Genomic DNA, 18,641 nt, shown 5'->3' with positions numbered 1-18,641 from the left:
TATATGCTTTCAAACAAGATATTTAATTATATAATATTTCAATATAATAAGAAAAGTATTAATAAAAATTCATAACAATGGTAACATTTCATATTCAATATTTGAATGTTAAATACTAATTTGTTTTCAAAACTACTACATTCGTTAAATATTACTTATGTTCCATTTCTACCCGTTAAAAACGCATAATAACCATTATACAATAATGGTTATTAAATAGAAATACAATTTATATGATTTGTTAAAACCTGTATGCTTCAAATACGTATTTATTTTAATAATGATGTTACATTCTTGCTTTATTTTTATTAACGATTTGCTCTAAATAATATTTTTGTAATTCTACATCACCTAGTCGCGATGCTTCGCGCAACTTATGATTTAATTCTTCAATGGTGTCACCATATTTAGCTTCATTTATAACATTCATATAATCTTCAATTTCGCTATCATATGGTTCTTCATTTAAATCATAATTGTCTAATGCAATAATTGCATCTCTTAAATCATCGTTGTCTGTGTATAATATCATATCACTTATCGAATATTTGTCATTTTCTGCGTAAAATTCTTCTAAAATACTATAGATGCGCTTGAAAAATTGATTGCTAAAATCGTCGCTTTCAAGTTGCTTATGATAATTTAAAAACAAATCTTTATCGTGCATAAAATGTTTAAGTAGCGCTCTCTCAGCACTCTCTTGCTTTGATAAATTTGAGAACATTGCATTTACGTTTTGTTGAATCTCACTATCATACGATTGATAATCGTTAAAATAAGGGTCATTCTGAACATATTGCTGTTGGCCTAATACATTACCATTTAATGTACTAGGATCTACGTTAAATATATTAGCAACATCTTTAATGACTTTATTTTGTAATATTTGTGAATTCATCATTGCAATGTCTTGTGTAACTTCTTTAAGGTAACGTTCATAAGCTAAATCATTATTAGTAATTTCGTCTTTATGTCGATTTACTTTATATAAAATAAATGATTTCTTTTCATTATTAACATATTCTAGAAATTTTTCATTACCATATTTTGTAATATATTCATCTGGGTCCATGTCTTTAGGTAATTGAACCACAAAAACATTTAACCCTTGTTGAAGAAGGTGTTGTCCTGTTTTAATCGTTGCTTCTTGCCCTGCGAAATCACCATCAAACATTAGTGTTATATGAGATGTTAATTTCTTGAGAACGGTTATGTGTTCATCTGATAGCGCTGTACCCATACTAGCAATAACAGGTTTTAAGCCGGAAGAATCAGATTTTATAACATCCATAAATCCTTCAAGTAAAATGGCTTCGTCATTTTTACGTATATATTTTCTAGCTTGATCAAGATTATACAATAATCGTCTTTTTTGAAATATCGGTGTTTCCGGACTGTTTAAATATTTAGGCTCTTGATTATTGTGCGTTCTGCCAGAATAGCCAACGATACGACCTTGCGCATTTTTTAATGGAAACATAATGCGATCTCTAAAACGATCAAAATAGCTAAAATTTTCTTCGTTTCGAGATAGAAGGCCTGCTTCATATGCGAGTTCAATATCATAACCTTTTTGTTGTAAAAAGTCATGACAGAAATGCGTGTGATTCGGTGCATAACCTATTCCACGCGCTTTAATAAGTTCTTCAGTAAAGCCTCTATTTGTCAAATAGTTTAAGGCGTCTTCACCTTCAACCGTTTTAAGTAGAGCATACTGATAATACTCATTCATTAATTCATGCATCTCTATCATAGCTAAGTCATCAGACGCAATTTGACTTGTATAGTCACTTGAATTGCCAATGTCAACAGATATATTTAGACGTTCACCTAGTTCTTTAACAGCCTCTACGAATGATAAATCTTTAATTTCTTGTGTAAATTGAAAGACGTTGCCACCTTTTTTACACCCAAAACAATGGCAAATTTGTTTATCTTCAGAAACAGTGAATGAAGGGGTCTTTTCATCATGAAAAGGACACAAACCGATGTAATTGCGTCCTCTTTTTTCTAATTTTACATATTCACTTACTAAATCCAAAATATCTGTTTTATCTTTAATTTCATTAATTACTGATTGTTCAATGCGCAAAGTACATCACCCATAAATATTTATCATAATATTATACATTTTTAAAGTTTAAATTGAAACTATTTTGATTGACGTTCTATTATATTAATAACGTCATTGGCAGTTTCTTCAATTGCTTTATCGGAAACATCAATCACAGTGCATCCGATTTTGTTGACGATATCTTCGAAATATTTAATCTCTTCTTTAATACGCAACTCATTTGCATATCTCGCTGAATCTCCTAGTCCCAGTTGTTTTAAACGTTGTTTTCTTATACGATTTAACTTTTCTTCGCTAATTCTTAACGCGATACATTTCGCTGGATCTATCTCAAATAACATGTCTGGAGGTGTTATTTCAGGTACTATTGGAACATTCATCACTTTATAACTCTTATGGGCTAAGTATTGTGATAACGGCGTTTTTGAGGTTCTAGAAACACCAATTAATACGATATCAGCTTTAGGTAGACCCTTAGGATCTTTGCCATCGTCATACTTTACGGCAAATTCAATCGCATCAATTTTTTTGAAGTAAGCATCATCCAAACGATGTACTCTACCAGGTTGATTATATGGATTTTCTTCAAATGCTTCTTTCAAATATTCCATTAATGGTCCCATAATATCAATAGAGCGTAACTGATTGGAATCGATTTTGCTTTCCATATATGTTTTCATTTCTGGTTTTACTAATGTATAAACGATAATTGCTTCTCTATCATTCGCTACTTGAATAACCTCATCTATATCTTCCTTAGTTTCAATATATGGATATCTTAAAAAATCATGTTTGCATTCTTTTGGATTAAATTGTGAAATACACGCTCTAGCTACTAATTCAGCAGTTTCTCCAATTGAATCAGATGCGATGATTATCTTTATATTTTCCATCGTTTTACCACCTATTCTTTAAATAATGATACAAATAAATTTGCGATTATTGTTTTTGATACTCTACCTGTTACTTGATATTTATGATTACCTTTACTTCTAACAATTGGTATTGAATCAATTTCTTTTTCTATCATTTGATCTGCTGCATAAATGATAAGTTCATCTTCTTCAAGATAAGTTAAATTTGGCATTCTAGACATGTTAACACTGATTGGCATGGTATGAATATCTTCACCAATCATAGATGCACGTAACAAGTCTTTTCTAGAACAAACACCAATAAAATCATTGTGTTCGTTAATAATAAATAAGGTACTAGCATCTTCTAAGAAGATCGTACAAATAGCATCATAAACAGACATATCCTCTTTTACAATGACTGGTGGAGACATATAGTCTCTAACAACATATTGACGTAATTTATCAGTCATTAACTTGTTTTTAGATTTGCCAGAATAATAATACCCCACTCGAGGTCTAGCCTCTAAAAATCCTGACATTGTTAAAATTGCTAAATCAGGTCTCAAAGTAGCACGTGTCAAGTCTAGTTTTTCGGCAATGTGTTCCCCGGTAATAGGTCCTCCACTTTTGACTATCTCAATAATTTGTTCTTGTCTTTTACTAAGTTCTATAGGTCTTCACCCCTTTATTGTTCACGTCTATTATACCTATTTATTATTGTACCTACAAATACATATAATTTCTTGCTATTAAATAATCAATCTATTAAACTAATGGTAAGCGAGTTAAGGATGGTGTAAGCTTAACAACTTCAATTTGGCTAATCGTAAAATTTGATAAAAGTGAGTGGCTACACTAAATTGGGTGGAACCGCGGGTTATTAAGTTATCAACTATATTTAATTGATATAGTGAAATAAATTAACTCGTCCCAAGATAATGATAAATGTGATATTTTCATTTATTTATTGTCTTGGGGCGTTTTTATGTATTTAATAAGGAGAGATTATATGGTTAAAGATATGGAAACAATTGTATCATTAGCAAAACACAGAGGATTTGTTTTTCCTGGTAGTGATATTTATGGTGGATTATCAAACACGTGGGATTATGGCCCATTAGGTGTTGAATTAAAAAATAATGTTAAAAAAGCATGGTGGCAAAAGTTCATCACACAATCACCATTTAACGTAGGTATTGATGCAGCGATTTTAATGAACCCAAAAACATGGGAAGCATCAGGTCATTTAGGTAACTTTAATGATCCTATGATTGATAATAAAGATAGTAAAATCCGTTATCGTGCCGATAAGTTAATTGAAGATTACATGCAAAATGAAAAAGGTGATGAAAACTTTATCGCCGATGGTTTAAGTTTTGATGAAATGAAACGTATTATTGACGATGAAGGTATCGTTTGTCCTGTAAGTGGTACTGCTAATTGGACAGATATTCGTCAATTCAATCTTATGTTCAAAACCTTCCAAGGTGTTACCGAAGATTCTACAAATGAAATTTTCTTACGACCTGAAACTGCACAAGGTATTTTTGTAAATTACAAAAATGTTCAACGTTCAATGCGTAAAAAACTACCATTTGGTATTGGTCAAATTGGTAAATCATTCCGTAATGAAATTACACCAGGTAACTTCATCTTCAGAACTAGAGAATTTGAACAAATGGAATTGGAATTCTTCTGTAAACCAGGTGAAGAAATTGAATGGCAAAATTATTGGAAAACATTTGCTAGCCAATGGTTAAAAGATTTAAATATTAACGAAGAAAATATGCGCCTACGTGATCATGACGAAGAAGAATTATCACACTATTCAAACGCAACTACAGATATTGAATATCGCTTCCCATTTGGTTGGGGTGAATTATGGGGTATCGCAAGCCGTACTGATTTTGACTTGAAAAAACACAGTGAACATTCAGGCGAAGATTTCAAATACCATGATCCTGAAACAAATGAAAAATATGTGCCATATTGTATTGAACCATCATTAGGTGCAGACCGTGTTACATTAGCATTCTTATGTGACGCATATGAAGAAGAAGGCGTTGAAGGAAGTAAAGATTCACGAACAGTATTGCACTTCCACCCTGCCCTTGCACCATATAAAGCTGCAGTTTTACCATTAAGCAAAAAATTATCTGAAGATGCGATTAAAATCTTCGAACAATTAAGTTCTAAATTTGCAATAGACTTCGATGAATCTCAATCAATTGGTAAACGTTACCGTAGACAAGATGAAATTGGTACGCCATATTGTATTACATTTGACTTTGATTCATTAGAAGATAATCAAGTAACAGTGCGTGACCGTGACTCTATGGAACAAGTACGTATGCCTATTTCTGAATTGGAAACGTTCTTAGCTGAAAAAGTTGCTTTCTAACTATAATTATATAAAGTACAAAACCCACCTCAAATCATTTTTTGAGGTGGGTTTTTGTATTTATATTGGAAGATTTATCAATATTCAATTCGTTTCAATTGATTGATTAACTTTTGACCTTTAAAGTACATACCTGCATATTCTTTGTATATTAATAGAAGCAGTTCCGACATTTCATCCAGAATACCTTGACTAATATTAAATTGATTCATTTTATCTATAGGTAATTTTTGTAAGACATCTAATAAATATAATGTTTTGTTAGATATACGTAAAGCATGTGGATCTCTATATAATTCTGATTCAAGAATCGTTCCATCATAAACAAAACTATATGCAGCTAATTGTGATTGATCATAACTACCTGAAATAGCTGAATGATTAAAAAATGCTGTAAAACCGAAGAGATTCATACATTTTAACATTACTATAATGGACATAAGTTGCGCTGAATTTCCAGATGAAATTTTTTCGAGTACAAAGTGTAACAGTTTATAATGGAATGGAGAAATGTCATCACTATCCATTGAACGCTCAATGGCCTCAACACACAATGTTGCATAGCTGCTATTAAATATATCCAACCGTAGATCGTAATATTGATTAATTACATCCACTGAACTTAAAGTCCCCATACCTTTCCATTTATTATAAATAAATAAGCCATACACAAAGAGTTGCGTATGGGCTTGTAAACCTGTTTTTGATTTTTTGGCTCGTCTAACCATCAATGGTATTTTGGCACCATGCTCGTTTAAAATTGTAATAATTTTATCAGATTCTCCGTAATCTACGGATTTTATAATGATTCCCTTTTGTTTTTCGAGCATAGTATCACGACCCTTCTAACTTCGATCCATTAATCTTGATCTTCGATATATCCCATTTGACGGATGAAATTAACTTTATTACGCCAATCTTTCTGAACTTTTACCCAAAGTTCTAAATACACTTTTGAGCCTAATAACATTTCGATATCATGTCTTGCTCTTTTACCTACTTCTTTTAATTTTTTGCCACCCTTTCCGATGACTATACCTTTTTGTGAATCTCTCTCAACGAAAATAGTAGCTTCTACTCTGACACGTTCTTCACTCTCTTTAATCATTCTATCTACATTAACGCCGATTGCATGAGGAATTTCTTCACTCGTTAAATGTAAAATCTTTTCACGTATAATTTCACTTACAACAAACTGTTCAGGGTGATCTGAAATTTGATCGTCCGGATAATACTTTGGACCTTCAGGTAAATAACGTTTCAGTACATCTATAAAGTGATCGACATTCAATCCTTCTAATGCGGAGATTGGCACGATTTCAGTGAAATCCATATATTGTTGATATTGTTCTATTCTAGGCATTAAAGCATCTGGGTGTACTAAATCAATTTTATTTAGCACTAAGAAAACTGGCGTTTTAACGTTTTTTAGCATTTCCATGATATATTCATCGCCACGCCCAATTTCTTCATTTACATTAACCATGAACATGATTGCATCAATTTCAGATAATGTATTTTTAGCAACACGCATCATATAATCACCTAATTTGTGTTTAGGTTTATGAATGCCAGGTGTATCTAAGAAGATGATTTGCGCATCGTCTCGAGTCATTACACCTTGGATTTTATTACGTGTAGTTTGAGCTTTATCAGACATAATTGCAATTTTATGTCCGATTACTCTATTCATAAATGTAGATTTACCTACATTGGGTCTTCCTATAATTGATACAAATCCTGACTTATGTTCTGTCATCTATTCTAAATCCTTTCCTGAAAAGCCATGTGGTAACAATTCGCCCACAGTTGACTCAAGTAATTCCCCTTTATGATTTGTCATATATACTGGCATATCATCATCACATAATTCTTTAAGAACTTGTCTACATGTTCCGCAAGGTGATGATGGCTTTTCAGCATCAACCGTTACAGTTATTGATTCAAAGTCACCAGGTCGATAACCTTCAGATATGGCTGCTACTAAACTTGAACGTTCGGCACAAATTGTAGCAGGATAGGCAGCATTTTCAACGTTGGCACCATAAAATGTTCGACCATCTTTAGTCTTTAAATAAGCACCTACTTTAAATTGACTATATGGCACGTATGCCCGACTTTGTGCTTCTCGTGCCTCTTGAAAATAATGTGATTGATAACTCATCAAAACATCCCCTTTAATATTAAAAAATATGTGGTAAAAAAATAACTAATCCAGTTATTAATGCGAAAATTGATGCTAACATAACACTAAACGCAGCAATATCTTTAGCTTGCTTAGCAAGTTCATGATAGTCACTTGTGACTAAATCAACTACACATTCTATTGCAGTATTAACTGCTTCTATCGTAAGTACTAAGAAGATAGCCAATATTATAAATAACCATTCAGTTGCACTTAATTGGCAGATATAACCTAAAATGATAGTTATAATCGCAATTACAATATGTAGTAAATAATTATGATCTTTAAGAAGAAGTGTTTTAAACCCATCAAACGTATATTTGAAACGCTTTAATTGCTTAATCTCTAGTCAATCCATATGCATTTAATATTGTCTCTTGACGTCCAAACATTTCTTTTTCATCTTCTTCGTTCATATGATCATAACCTAGTAAATGTAAAAATCCATGTAGTGCTAGAAAACCTAATTCTCTTTCAAAAGAATGGCCATATGAATCAGCTTGGTCTTTAGCTACATCTGTACAGATGATGATATCTCCAAGAACCCTTGGCATGTCTAAACCAATAATTTCAGGCTCATCTTCTTCAAGTGCAAACGAAATTACATCAGTTACTTTATCTTTATCTCGATATGTTTTATTGATTTCTTGAATTTCACTCTTATCAACAAAAGTAACAGAAAGCTCAGCGTCTTCTTCGATTTGTTCTTGTTCTTTAGCAAAATTAAGTAAGTCATCAATTTGTTGATACCAAGTTTCTTCTACAAGGTCTGTATGATCATTAAAATCAATTGTAAACATTTAATTGTCTCCTTCATAGCGATCAATTATTTTACTTACTAATGGGTGTCTTACAACATCACTTTGATCTAATTGCATAATATTAATTCCTTTAACCCCATGTAATTTTTTGACTGCTTCTTTTAATCCACTTTTGACGCCTTTAGGTAAATCAATTTGGGTTTGATCTCCTGTAACTACCATTTTAGAGCCAAATCCTAATCGTGTTAAGAACATTTTCATTTGCGCATGCGTTGTATTTTGAGCTTCATCTAAAATGACAAAAGCATCATCAAGTGTACGGCCACGCATATAGGCTAATGGTGCAATTTCGATTGTGCCTCTCTCGATAAATCTTGCAGTTTGTTCTCTACCCAATACTGTATTTAATCCATCATAAAGAGGTCTCAAATAAGGATCTACTTTTTCTTTTAAATCACCAGGCAAAAATCCTAGAGACTCCCCAGCTTCTACAGCAGGTCTTGTTAATACAATACGTTTAACTGCACCTTTTCTAAGTTGTTTAGCTGCATACACCACCGCTAAAAATGTTTTACCCGTACCTGCAGGCCCAATTCCAAAGACTAGGTCATTGTTTTTCATAGCATTAATGTATAATCTTTGGCCCATCGTTTTTGCTCTTATCGTCTTTCCAAAAGCATCTTTTGTAATCTCTTCATCATATAAATCGATGAGATGATGTATCGTATCATTTTCAGCCATTTTTATAGCAGCTTCAACATCTTTTAAAGTTATGGTTTTGCCCATTTCAATGACTTTTAATAAATTTTTAAGAACTAATTCTGATTTTTCTACAAGCTCTAATTTTTGACCTTTAACTGCTACTTCTTGGCCACGAGCATGTATTTCGACATCAAACGCTTCCTCAATCGCATTAATATGTTCATCATTATTACCTAACAGTGCTTGAGAATGATTAATGTCGTCTATTTGAATTATTCCTGGCATATAAGCGCTCCTTTTCACTAAAACAATGTATATATTTAGATTATATTAGTTCACTTATGTTTTAAAAATAAAACATGATGTCTAAATCTTTAAAAAGCTAAGATTTAAGTTACTTTAGTAAATTAACTTTCATTTAAATTTTACTAAAGTCTGTTAAAGTATACAAATTTATTTGGCTTAGTGTGCTTTTTTTATTAAATTGTAGTATAAGCTTTTAATATTTATTAGAAAAATAACCCGAAAATCATGTGAAAATGAATTTCGGGTTAAAATATTAATTATAATTGCTTAGGTTTATTGAGAATTTCTTGCCAAAGAATACCATTGACGACTGGATCATTATCGAATTGAAATTTTTGATGTGTCATATCTTGTTCAATTAACTTACTATTTAACAATTGCTTCAATCTATAACGTTTAGTACGTTCAGATAGATTTTTATCATTAATAATCGCTCTTGCTTTATTTTCAATTCTTGTAAGTTGCTTTTCTTTTTCACGATCAATTTCTGAGCGTACATTATATAAGTCGTCTACGAGTTGTTTTTCAAGTTCTTTTTTCAGATGATTAACATCTCTAGTACGCTCTCTTGTATTGGTTGATTGGCGCGCTTCCCTTTCAAATCTATTACGTTGCCTAGTTGAACGCTCTAATTCTTCAGGTACACTTTCCTCAATAATTTCTTTTTCAAGTTCTTTATCTTGATAAACGCGTTTTGATTCTTGTTGTGCGGTTTTCTTTTGTTGTTTAGAGGGCTCATCATCATTAGTAAATTCTTTTTCTAATTCACTAAATGCTTCTTCTATTTGCTCAAAGAAACCTTTCCCTTGCGTCTCTTTTTTATCAGACGTTGTTGGCTTATGTTGTGGTGGTCTCTGATTTTTTCTTTGCTCATGACTCTTATCCCTCATCGCACTAATACCTGTTACAATAATGGATATTATAAAAATTATAATACCAATATTCATCTAATCACCCCTTAACATTTACTTTGGTGATTCATCTTCATTTTGTTCAGTACGTTTATTTATCGCATTTCTCATACCAGTGTCAGCTTCTACATTTTTTAGGTTGTAGTAATCTTTGACACCCATATTACCTTCACGTAAAGCTTCTGCCATTGCAAGTGGCACTTCAGATTCAGCTTCAACCACTTTAGCACGCATTTCTTGAACACGCGCTTTCATTTCTTGTTCTGAAGCTACGGCCATAGCACGGCGTTCTTCGGCTTTCGCTTGCGCAATATTCTTATCTGCAAGTGCTTGTTCTGTTTGTAAGTCAGCACCAATATTTTTACCAATATCTACGTCAGCTATATCGATAGATAAAATTTCGAACGCAGTACCTGAATCAAGACCTTTACTTAAGACAGTCTTAGAAATGTTATCAGGGTTCTCTAGTACTTGTGTATGATGCTCACTTGAACCAATAGTAGAAACAATACCTTCACCTACACGAGCAATGATTGTTTCTTCTCCTGCACCACCAACTAAACGAGAGATGTTGGCGCGTACTGTAATTCTAGCTTTCGCTTTTACTTCTATACCATTCATTGCTACACCAGTTATAAACGGTGTTTCAATTACTTTAGGATTAACAGACATTTGAACAGCTTCTAATACGTCACGTCCAGCCAAGTCAATCGCTGCACCACGTTCGAATGGTAAGTTAATGTCTGCACGTTGAGCGGCTATATTCGCATCGACGACTCTATCGACATTACCACCCGCTAAATAATGTGATTCTAATTGATTTGTTGTAAGGTTTAAACCAGCTTTATGTGCTTTAATTAATGGACCAATTACCTTACGTGGAGATACTCGACGTAATCTCATACCTACCAATGTTCCAATACCTACTTTAACTCCAGCAGCAATTGCAGATATCCAAAGTCCTACTGGAACAAATGAGAATAGCACTAATAATGCAATAACAATAATAACTGCAATCACTATAATGCCTAATCCAAACATTTAACCACTCCTTTATGTGTTTTCAATTTCTCTAACAACAACTCTAGATCCTTCTACCTCAAGAATTTTAACTTCTTTATTTCTTAAAATGAAAGCGCCATCTGATACGGCATCTATTCTTTCATTATCAAGCGTTATAATTCCTGCAGGTCTTAAATCTGTCACAGTACGAGCTGTTTGACCAACTAAATGAGAACGATCATCGTGAGATCTATATCCTGCTTCTGAATTAGTAGAATCTTTTAACACAACTTTATCTAAAAATGGAATTTTCCTTTTAAACCATTTCACTAATATCACCCATTCAATAATTGCCAATATTGATGCAATCACAACATTTAATAGCATTAAAAGAATGTTATCTCCTAACATAATGATGCTAAGTATAATCAATGATATGCCAATAATACCTATGACTGCACCAATGACAAATAATTCGATAATAACGAGTATTGCTCCAACGAAGAATAGCAATACAGAAATAAGATTAACATCACCGTTAATTAAAAAGCCGAGGAAGAGAATTAAAAGTGCAAGCATTGCGATAATTCCTGCAAAATTAATACGCTTCGAATACAATTGATATAAAAAGCCTAAAAAAATGATACACGTTAATATAAGTGATATTAATGGACTCGTTACAATCTGAGATAGATTATTGAATAAATGATTAGTAGTTAAAATGGAATTGATAACTGTATGTATCGCATTGAAATAGTTCACAATTTCACCTCGCTCTCAATTCCGATTATACATGAATACACTTCGTTATAATAGTGATAGTAGACGCTTTAATATAAAAAAACTCTCGACTAGTTTAACTAATCGAGAGCATATATATAATTAATATTCTTGTTGAGGGAGTCAACAGAGTTATTAATTATTTGAATTTACGTTTACGTGCAGCTTCTGATTTCTTTTTACGTTTTACGCTTGGTTTTTCGTAAAATTCACGTTTACGTACTTCTTGGATAGTACCACTTTTAGATACTGAACGTTTAAATCTACGTAATGCATCTTCAAGTGATTCATTTTTACGTACTACTGTTTTAGACATCTGTATTTCCCTCCCTCCAAATATCAACGGAACTTTAAAGTCAATACATAGTAATATACAACTATGCTTTACTTAGTATAATATATGAATTTATTATGGTCAATTCCAAATTATTATAATTTTTAAAAATTATAATAATACGCCTTCTTCAGACTTGTTTGTTGCGTGTTCTACAATTCTAACAACTTTACCTGTATTAATAGGATAATCAGCTTTAACGATTTTTACTTTTACAATTTGTCCGATTAAAGAATCATTACCCTCAAATTGAACTTTCATATAGTTGTCAGCGTAACCAACTAATGTACCTTCTACTTCGCCAGCTTCTTCAGGAATCACTTCTAAAACTTCGTCTTCAAATTTAGATGCATATTCTTTAGCTAATTGATCACTTAACGCGATTAATTTGTGCACACGGTCATTTTTGATAGATTCGTCAATTTGATCATCCATACGCGCTGCAGGCGTACCAATTCTAGCTGAATATGGGAAAACGTGTAATTCAGAAAATTTGTGTTTAACAATAAAGTCATAAGTTTCTTGGAATTCCTCTTCTGTTTCTCCTGGGAATCCTACAATCACATCACTTGTAACAGCTAAATCTGGTAACGCATCATGTAATTTTGTGATTCTATCTGAAAAATGTTCCATAGTATATTTACGTCTCATTCGTTTTAATACAGTATCTGAACCGGATTGTAATGGAACATGTAAATGTCTAACAACTTTATTTGAACGTTTTAAAACATCAATAACTTCATCAGTTAATTGGCTAGCTTCAATAGATGAAATTCTAATTCGTTCAAGACCATCAATTTCTTCTAAATCACGAAGTAACTGTGCTAAATTATAATCTTTTAAATCTTGACCATAACCACCAGTATGAATTCCAGTTAAAACAATTTCTTTATAGCCAGCATTAACTAATTGTGTAGCTTGTTCAACCACTTTTTCAGGATCACGTGAACGCATTAATCCACGAGCCCATGGTATGATACAAAATGTACAGAAATTATTGCACCCTTCTTGGATCTTTAGTGAAGCTCTTGTTCGATCTGTAAAATATGGTACATCTAATTCTTCATATGTACGATTTTTCATAATATTACCAACACCATTAATTGGTTGGCGTTCTTCTCTAAATTGTTGGATGTAGTCCAATAATTTGTGTCTATCTTGCGTACCTACCACTACGTCTACGCCAGGAATTTCCATAATTTCTGCAGAAGATGTTTGCGCATAACATCCAGTCACACATACTACTGCATCAGGATTTTGTCGAATTGCTCTTCTAATGATTTGTCTACTTTTTTTATCTCCAGTATTTGTTACTGTACAAGTGTTGATTACGAAGACGTCTGCATTCGTTTCAAAATCAACTCTATCGTAATCAGCGTCTTTAAATAATTGCCAAATTGCTTCAGTTTCATAATGGTTTACTTTGCAACCTAATGTGTGAAACGCAACTGTTGACATAATATTCACCCCATTAATTCATTTTCATAACTGATAGCACTTAAAGCATAAAGTGGCGCCGTTTCTGCCCGTAAAATTCGAGGTCCTAAACCAACATTAACACTCGTTTCTTTAAGCAGAGAGATTTCTTTCTCTGAAAAGCCACCTTCAGGACCAAATATTAATAAAATACGATCGTTAGTCTTAAATTTTTTCAAGGTTTCTTTAAAAAGACTAACTTCACCACGTTTTGCTTCATCTTCATATGCTAACAAAATATAGTCATAATGATTTATAGTATCACAAATTTCATTTAAATTCGACTTAAAATTGATTTTAGGAATAATTAAACGGTAGCTTTGTTCAGCTGCTTCTTTAATTATCTTTTGCCAACGTTCTAATTTTTTTTGAACTTTATTTGAATTAAGTTTGACTACAGATCTGTCCATTTCTACAGCTATGAAACTATCAGCACCTAATTCTGTTGCTTTTTGAATTAACCATTCATATTTGTCTGCTTTGATTAAGCCACTACATATAGTAACTTGTACAGGTAACTCTGAATTGATATCAATGTGCTCAATCAATTTAATTTCAATTGATTCATTCTCAACAGTAATGATTTCCGATTTAAACACGGTTTTATCTTTAAACGTTACAATAATCTGGTTACCAACTGTATTTCTCATCACATTAGTAATATGATGTATATCTTCCTTATTTGTTATAAAAAAACGCTGACTGTCATCAGCGTTTTGATCGATAAAGTATCTTTGCAAATTATTCACTCACTTTCTGACCTACAATACATACCCAACCATTGTCATGATTTACTGATATAATATCAAATCCTACATGTTCCATTTGATTTAATATTTGTTCATGCTTTTCCTCTATAATTCCTGATGTTATAAAATAACCATCTTCATTTAGAGTATTATAAGCATCTTCAATCATATCTTCAATAATATGAGCTAAAATGTTTGCAATAACAATATCAAATTTTTCTGTTTCATTTTTTAATAAGTTTCCTGGTACAGCTTCAATTGCATCTTCACAATGATTTTTAGCAAAGTTTTCTTTAGCAACGTTAACAGCTAACTCATCAATATCCAGAGCTTTAATCCGTTTTACTCCAAGTAAATGACTGGCAATACTTAAAATACCTGAACCTGTTCCAACATCGATAACGGAATGCTCTGGTTTAACATAGGTTTCAATTGCTTTAAGACACATGCTTGTTGTTGGATGATCTCCAGTTCCAAATGCCATGCCTGGGTCTAATTCAATACACATTTCAGAAGTATCTTCTTTAGTGTATTGTTCCCAACTTGGAACAATTGTGAATTTTTCTGATGCTCTAAAGGGATGAAAATAATTTTTCCATTCATTTTCCCAATCAACTTCAGCTATTGTTTTTTCAGAAAAATTCAATACAGATGAATCAATATTTTCAAGTTTTGTAACATCTGTTTTAATTTTATTTCTTAGAGATTCATCAAACTTTAATTCGTTGAAATAAGCCTTTAATCGAACACCTTTTTCAGGATAATCTTCTTGTTTAAGTTCATAAATTTCGCCGAATTTATCGGCAGGCTGATTAATTAAATCATTAGAATCTTCAATTACAACGCCGTTTGATCCATAATTTTCTAATATATCAGTCACTAAAGGTTCAACTTCATGGTTTACAACAATCGAAAGTTCTGTCCAGTTCATTTAGTTATTCTCCTTTAAAGAATTTGCGTGCTCTATCTTTAAAATTAGATGGCTGTTCTTCAATTGACTCACCATTTAATTCAGCAAACTCTCTCATAATTTCTTTTTGTCTATCTGTTAATTTTGTAGGTGTAACTACTTTAATATTAACAAATAAATCACCATGACCATATCCATGAACATTTTTAACACCTTTATCTTTTAAGCGGAATTGCTTACCAGTTTGAGTGCCAGAAGGAATAGTTAACATTACGTTTCCGTTAAGTGTTGGAACTTTTATTTCATCACCTAGTGATGCTTGTGGGAAACTAACATTAAGTTTGTAATAAAGATCGTCACCATCACGTTCAAATTTGTCAGACGGTTTTACTCTAAATACGACATATAAGTCACCATGAGGTCCGCCGTTTTCTCCTGGTGTTCCTTCACCGGCAAGTCTGATTTGTTGGTCATTATCTACACCTTCAGGTACAGTTACTTCTAATTTAACTGTTTTATTTTCGGTACCTTTACCATGACAAGTTGGACATGGCTCTTCGAATTCTTGACCTGTTCCATCACATTTTGGACATGTTTGTTGCGTGCGTACACGGCCTAAAATTGTATTTTGTTCTACTGATACGTGACCTGCGCCGTTACAATAACTACATGTTTTTTTACTAGTACCTGGTTTAGCACCATCACCTTTACATGTATGGCATGTCACATCTTTACGAATTGAGATTTCTTTCTTAGTTCCGAAGACAGCTTCTTCAAATTCTAGAGTCATCGTATATTGTAAATCGTCACCTTTTCTAGGTGCATTAGGATCTCTTTGACGTGAACCACCAAAGAATGAGCTGAAGATGTCTTCAAATCCACCTCCGCCAAATCCACTAAAGTCTTGGCCGCTAAATCCTTGGCCACCAAAACCACCTTGAGGTCCATCATGGCCAAATTGGTCATAATTTGCTCTTTTATTATCGTCGCTTAGAACTTCGTAAGCTTCTGAAATCTCTTTAAATTTTTCATCTGCACCCTCTTCTTTATTGATATCAGGGTGATATTTTTTTGATAGTTTGCGATATGCTTTTTTGATTTCATCTTTAGATGCGCTTTTACTTACACCTAAGACTTCATAATAGTCTCTTTTAGCCACGACCATCTCTCCTTAACTTAATTATTTAATATGTTTAAAAGAACGAAGTTATAAAAGAAAAAGTCAAAGCCAATGTTCAATTGACTTTGACTTTTTGGCTTACATTCATAATAGTTTGCTAATATAAGCATACACTATAAACGCTTAGCAATTATTTTTTATCTTCATCATCTTTAACTTCTTTAAATTCAGCATCTTCAACATTACTATCGTTTTGAGTTTGTTGAGCACCATCTTGTGCTTGTTGCTGAGCTTGTTGAGCTTGTTGATATACTTTTGCTGATAAATCTTGAATTACTTTTTCAAGTTCTTCTTTTTTCGCTTTAATATCTTCGATGTCTTGTCCTTCAAGCGCAGATTTTAAAGCATCTTTTTTGCTTTCCGCATTAGATTTATCTTCTTCACTAATATTGTCGCCAAGGTCAGTAATTGTTTTTTCAACTTGGAATACTAAGCTATCTGCTTCATTTCTTAAATCTACTTCTTCACGACGTTTTTTATCTGCTTCAGCGTTTTCTTCGGCATCTTTAACCATACGATCGATTTCTTCATCAGAAAGCGCAGAGCTTGATTGAATAGTAATATTTTGTTCTTTATTAGTACCTAAGTCTTTCGCAGTAACATTTACGATACCATTTTTATCAATATCAAATGTTACTTCGATTTGTGGAACACCACGTGGAGCTGGTGGAATATCAGTTAATTGGAATCTTCCTAATGTTTTGTTATCAGCTGCCATTGGACGTTCACCCTGTAATACGTGAATATCTACTGCTGGTTGGTTATCAGCTGCAGTTGAATAAACTTGAGATTTTGAAGTTGGGATTGTAGTATTACGTTCAATTAACGTATTCATACGTCCACCCATAATTTCAATACCTAATGATAATGGTGTTACGTCTAATAATACAACATCTTTAACATCACCAGTGATAACGCCACCTTGAATCGCAGCACCCATTGCTACAACTTCGTCTGGGTTTACACCTTTATGAGGATCTTTACCGATTTCTTTTTTAACAGCTTCTTGAACTGCTGGGATACGTGTTGAACCACCAACAAGAATAACTTCATCAATTTCAGAAGTTGATAAACCAGCGTCTTTTAATGCTTGACGAGTTGGTTCCATAGTTCTTCTGATTAATGAATCAGCTAATTCTTCAAATTTAGAACGAGTAAGGCTAATTTCTAAATGTAATGGACCACTTTCACCAGCTGAAATAAATGGTAATGAAATTTGAGTTTGTGAAACGCCAGATAAGTCTTTTTTAGCTTTTTCAGCAGCGTCTTTCAAACGTTGTAATGCCATTTTATCTTGAGATAAATCTACGCCATTTTCTTTTTTGAATTCAGACACTAGGTAGTCAATAATTACTTGGTCAAAGTCATCACCGCCAAGTTTATTATCACCAGCAGTTGATAGTACTTCGAATACACCGTCACCTAATTCAAGAATAGATACGTCAAACGTACCGCCACCTAAGTCGAATACTAATACTTTTTGGTCTTGATCAGTTTTATCTAAACCATATGCTAATGCTGCAGCAGTAGGTTCGTTAATAATACGTTCAACTTCTAAACCAGCAATTTTACCAGCATCTTTAGTTGCTTGACGTTCAGCATCATTGAAATATGCAGGAACTGTAATAACAGCTTTATCTACTTTATCTCCTAAATAACTTTCAGCAGTGTTTTTAAGGTTTTGTAATACCATAGCTGAAATTTCTTGAGGTGTATAAGATTTACCTTCAATATCTACTTTATAGTCAGTCCCCATATGACGTTTAATTGATTGAACAGTGTTTGGATTAGTGATAGCTTGACGTTTTGCTACTTCACCAACTTGTGTTTCACCATTTTTAAATGCTACAACTGATGGTGTTGTTCTAGCACCTTCTGGGTTTTGAATTACTTTTGGTTCATCGCCTTCTAATACAGCTACACATGAATTTGTTGTACCTAAGTCAATACCGATTACTTTACTCATAATAAAATTCCTCCAATTTTAAAAATTTTGATATATGGTATTTTCGT

Annotated in this window: 19 protein-coding genes; 1 reads left to right on the top strand and 18 read right to left on the bottom strand. The window is 32.7% G+C overall.

From position 1 onward, the window contains the following. Positions 1-286 precede the first annotated feature (286 nt). From dnaG to HMPREF3239_RS05270, 3 genes are read right to left on the bottom strand one after another with little or no spacing between them, the layout of a single operon-like run. The gene (gene dnaG / locus HMPREF3239_RS05280; RefSeq protein WP_070854958.1) at positions 287-2,092 is read right to left on the bottom strand and encodes a DNA primase; all 1,806 of its coding nucleotides are present in this window, start codon (positions 2,090-2,092) and stop codon (positions 287-289) included. 59 nt (positions 2,093-2,151) lie between these two features. Further along, positions 2,152-2,967 carry a pyruvate, water dikinase regulatory protein gene (locus tag HMPREF3239_RS05275; RefSeq protein WP_053029513.1) on the bottom strand — a complete coding sequence of 272 codons (816 nt, stop codon included), beginning with the start codon at positions 2,965-2,967 and terminating at the stop codon, positions 2,152-2,154. A gap of 11 nt (positions 2,968-2,978) precedes the next feature. After that, complete coding sequence (locus HMPREF3239_RS05270) at positions 2,979-3,602, bottom strand: transcriptional regulator CcpN (protein ID WP_083324754.1); 624 nt, start codon at positions 3,600-3,602, stop codon at positions 2,979-2,981. A 338-nt stretch (positions 3,603-3,940) separates the two neighbouring features. Between HMPREF3239_RS05270 and HMPREF3239_RS05265 the strand changes: the two genes are divergently transcribed. Further along, the gene (locus HMPREF3239_RS05265; RefSeq protein ID WP_070854957.1) at positions 3,941-5,332 is read left to right on the top strand and encodes a glycine--tRNA ligase; all 1,392 of its coding nucleotides are present in this window, start codon (positions 3,941-3,943) and stop codon (positions 5,330-5,332) included. A gap of 77 nt (positions 5,333-5,409) precedes the next feature. On the opposite strand, the gene recO is transcribed toward HMPREF3239_RS05265, so the two are convergent. The 15 genes from recO to dnaK form a co-directional block, all read right to left on the bottom strand. After that, complete coding sequence (gene recO / locus HMPREF3239_RS05260; protein ID WP_070854956.1) at positions 5,410-6,162, bottom strand: DNA repair protein RecO; 753 nt, start codon at positions 6,160-6,162, stop codon at positions 5,410-5,412. Positions 6,163-6,191: 29 nt separating this feature from the next. Further along, positions 6,192-7,091 (bottom strand): GTPase Era, encoded by a 900-nt coding sequence (era, locus tag HMPREF3239_RS05255; protein WP_053029516.1) that lies wholly within the window; start codon positions 7,089-7,091, stop codon positions 6,192-6,194. Further along, positions 7,092-7,496, bottom strand: coding sequence for a cytidine deaminase (cdd, locus tag HMPREF3239_RS05250; protein ID WP_070854955.1), 405 nt, complete (start codon positions 7,494-7,496; stop codon positions 7,092-7,094). It lies immediately after the preceding gene. A gap of 19 nt (positions 7,497-7,515) precedes the next feature. Continuing rightward, complete coding sequence (locus HMPREF3239_RS05245) at positions 7,516-7,860, bottom strand: diacylglycerol kinase family protein (RefSeq protein WP_053029518.1); 345 nt, start codon at positions 7,858-7,860, stop codon at positions 7,516-7,518. Continuing rightward, on the bottom strand, positions 7,856-8,317 hold the full coding sequence (gene ybeY / locus HMPREF3239_RS05240; RefSeq protein WP_070854954.1) for an rRNA maturation RNase YbeY: 462 nt from the start codon (positions 8,315-8,317) through the stop codon (positions 7,856-7,858). Before ybeY ends, HMPREF3239_RS05245 begins: the two co-directional genes overlap by 5 nt. After that, entirely contained in the window at positions 8,318-9,265 is a 948-nt protein-coding gene (locus HMPREF3239_RS05235) for a PhoH family protein (RefSeq protein ID WP_070854953.1), read from the bottom strand. A 278-nt stretch (positions 9,266-9,543) separates the two neighbouring features. Further along, positions 9,544-10,233, bottom strand: a complete 690-nt coding sequence (locus HMPREF3239_RS05230; RefSeq protein ID WP_053029521.1) for a hypothetical protein — start codon at positions 10,231-10,233, stop codon at positions 9,544-9,546. 18 nt (positions 10,234-10,251) lie between these two features. Further along, positions 10,252-11,238: a flotillin-like protein FloA gene (floA, locus tag HMPREF3239_RS05225; protein WP_053029522.1), complete on the bottom strand. Its 987-nt coding sequence runs from the start codon at positions 11,236-11,238 to the stop codon at positions 10,252-10,254. Positions 11,239-11,250: 12 nt separating this feature from the next. After that, positions 11,251-11,922, bottom strand: coding sequence for an NfeD family protein (locus HMPREF3239_RS05220; protein WP_371106760.1), 672 nt, complete (start codon positions 11,920-11,922; stop codon positions 11,251-11,253). A gap of 196 nt (positions 11,923-12,118) precedes the next feature. Continuing rightward, entirely contained in the window at positions 12,119-12,295 is a 177-nt protein-coding gene (gene rpsU / locus HMPREF3239_RS05215) for a 30S ribosomal protein S21 (RefSeq protein WP_000048060.1), read from the bottom strand. A gap of 129 nt (positions 12,296-12,424) precedes the next feature. Beyond that, entirely contained in the window at positions 12,425-13,771 is a 1,347-nt protein-coding gene (gene mtaB / locus HMPREF3239_RS05210; protein WP_070854952.1) for a tRNA (N(6)-L-threonylcarbamoyladenosine(37)-C(2))-methylthiotransferase MtaB, read from the bottom strand. Between the two features lie 5 nt (positions 13,772-13,776). Further along, positions 13,777-14,529 (bottom strand): 16S rRNA (uracil(1498)-N(3))-methyltransferase, encoded by a 753-nt coding sequence (locus HMPREF3239_RS05205; protein ID WP_053029525.1) that lies wholly within the window; start codon positions 14,527-14,529, stop codon positions 13,777-13,779. Between the two features lies 1 nt (position 14,530). After that, positions 14,531-15,469, bottom strand: a complete 939-nt coding sequence (gene prmA / locus HMPREF3239_RS05200; RefSeq protein ID WP_070854951.1) for a 50S ribosomal protein L11 methyltransferase — start codon at positions 15,467-15,469, stop codon at positions 14,531-14,533. Between the two features lie 4 nt (positions 15,470-15,473). Then, complete coding sequence (dnaJ, locus tag HMPREF3239_RS05195) at positions 15,474-16,607, bottom strand: molecular chaperone DnaJ (protein WP_070854950.1); 1,134 nt, start codon at positions 16,605-16,607, stop codon at positions 15,474-15,476. 151 nt (positions 16,608-16,758) lie between these two features. After that, the gene (gene dnaK / locus HMPREF3239_RS05190) at positions 16,759-18,594 is read right to left on the bottom strand and encodes a molecular chaperone DnaK (RefSeq protein ID WP_053029528.1); all 1,836 of its coding nucleotides are present in this window, start codon (positions 18,592-18,594) and stop codon (positions 16,759-16,761) included. Between the last annotated feature and the right edge of the window lie 47 nt (positions 18,595-18,641).

The sequence above is a fragment of the Staphylococcus sp. HMSC34C02 genome, assembly GCF_001838705.1.
Lineage (GTDB): Bacteria > Bacillota > Bacilli > Staphylococcales > Staphylococcaceae > Staphylococcus > Staphylococcus borealis.
The sequence above is the reverse complement of the archived record's forward strand: the minus strand, read 5'-3'. Positions and strand labels throughout refer to the sequence as shown.

Excerpts from the sequence above, each read along its gene's own strand:
- prmA (WP_070854951.1), bottom strand. The coding sequence starts at position 15,469 with ATGAACTGGACAGAACTTTCGATTGTTGTAAACCATGAAGTTGAACCT.
- mtaB (WP_070854952.1), bottom strand. The coding sequence starts at position 13,771 with ATGTCAACAGTTGCGTTTCACACATTAGGTTGCAAAGTAAACCATTAT.
- floA (WP_053029522.1), bottom strand. The coding sequence starts at position 11,238 with ATGTTTGGATTAGGCATTATAGTGATTGCAGTTATTATTGTTATTGCA.
- HMPREF3239_RS05275 (WP_053029513.1), bottom strand. The coding sequence starts at position 2,967 with ATGGAAAATATAAAGATAATCATCGCATCTGATTCAATTGGAGAAACT.
- HMPREF3239_RS05265 (WP_070854957.1), top strand. The coding sequence starts at position 3,941 with ATGGTTAAAGATATGGAAACAATTGTATCATTAGCAAAACACAGAGGA.
- recO (WP_070854956.1), bottom strand. The coding sequence starts at position 6,162 with ATGCTCGAAAAACAAAAGGGAATCATTATAAAATCCGTAGATTACGGA.
- ybeY (WP_070854954.1), bottom strand. The coding sequence starts at position 8,317 with ATGTTTACAATTGATTTTAATGATCATACAGACCTTGTAGAAGAAACT.
- era (WP_053029516.1), bottom strand. The coding sequence starts at position 7,091 with ATGACAGAACATAAGTCAGGATTTGTATCAATTATAGGAAGACCCAAT.
- dnaK (WP_053029528.1), bottom strand. The coding sequence starts at position 18,594 with ATGAGTAAAGTAATCGGTATTGACTTAGGTACAACAAATTCATGTGTA.
- cdd (WP_070854955.1), bottom strand. The coding sequence starts at position 7,496 with ATGAGTTATCAATCACATTATTTTCAAGAGGCACGAGAAGCACAAAGT.
- HMPREF3239_RS05235 (WP_070854953.1), bottom strand. The coding sequence starts at position 9,265 with ATGCCAGGAATAATTCAAATAGACGACATTAATCATTCTCAAGCACTG.
- rpsU (WP_000048060.1), bottom strand. The coding sequence starts at position 12,295 with ATGTCTAAAACAGTAGTACGTAAAAATGAATCACTTGAAGATGCATTA.
- HMPREF3239_RS05230 (WP_053029521.1), bottom strand. The coding sequence starts at position 10,233 with ATGAATATTGGTATTATAATTTTTATAATATCCATTATTGTAACAGGT.